Here is a 1,161-nt window from a genome sequence, read left to right as displayed (position 1 = left end):
CAATGACCGACTCGTCAATACCTTTTTTACGACATTGTGCAGGTGTATCGAGTGTGACAGGTTTACGGATGTCCACACCCAGCAAATCACCCATCATGATCAGCTGCTCAACTGGTACATTCTTGCGCCATGTTTCACGACCTTTACCTTCACGGGCGGTAAAGAACGGTACGACATTGCCGGAGCGGATCTCATGTAACACTTGCTCTTCGATACCGGCGAGGCGCATTTTAATCATGTCGGACACTTGTCGCAGCATCTTCAACTCAACACCAAGCTGTGCACCGTCCAGATTGTGCGTACTCAACTGCTTGACGTAATCCATACCAGCGTAACTATGTTCAGCAAGCGTGGCACAGTGCGCACGGGCGCTACAGTACATGCAGTGTGTGCCAGCACGTGTGGAAATGTCACCCGCAACGATAGCCTTCACCGCATCGGTACAGACGGTCAACTTCTCACAATACGTCTGGTGGTTGAACGTCCACGGACGAACCGTACCGTTCTTGTGGTACGCACGAGGCTGAACCACACGTAAATCAAACGACCAATCGGTATAATTCCCCATCTGTGACATTGTGAGCGAATTCATCACAGCGTGTGCGTACAGGAACAGTTGCCAATTGTCCTCCGCTTCAACCAGTCGGTGACCACCTTTACAGTCCCACACCGTGATAACTTTACGGTCATGGTCAACTAGGTACGCATCGATGTAGCCGAACCAACCCGGCGCGAGGTGTTCCAGTGAGACGCGCTGTTCAATCTGCACGAGTTTGAACTTCTCGCGCCGGTTCGCGTAACCCCACACTTCGTTGGTGTACTCCCGTGCAGCGTCGTACAGCTCTTGCGTGATTACGATACCATCTTGCGAGAGGGTGCCGACAATGCCGGTGAGCTGCGCATTCGGATCGCCTTTGAGCGCCCACAACATCCCTTCCGCTACTTCGTGAATTGCACGTCCTTCAAGCGTACCGAGTGGGACATCCCCCGCCGGAGCGGGGAAGTCTTGTTGCGCTTTTACGGAGCCGCGACAGGTCATCCACTGTGCAGCACTTGATACCTTTGGTGGGCGCATGGTCACACCTCCTGTGACAGTGTAACGAACACTTGCGGGATCAGGTCGGGACGCTGAATCAGTTGTTTCAGTTCGGTCAGACCGTG

1 protein-coding gene is annotated in these 1,161 nt (G+C 53.6%); it reads right to left on the bottom strand.

The annotated features are described in order from the left end of the window. On the bottom strand, nucleotides 1-1,075 hold a 1,075-nt coding region (locus ACRDDY_RS00340), incomplete at its 3' end, for a DUF2800 domain-containing protein (RefSeq protein ID WP_438562979.1). Between the last annotated feature and the right edge of the window lie 86 nt (nucleotides 1,076-1,161).

This window comes from Clostridium sp. (assembly GCF_051656525.1).
In the GTDB taxonomy this organism is placed as follows: Bacteria; Bacillota; Clostridia; order Clostridiales; family Clostridiaceae; genus Clostridium.
The sequence above is the reverse complement of the archived record's forward strand: the minus strand, read 5'-3'. Positions and strand labels throughout refer to the sequence as shown.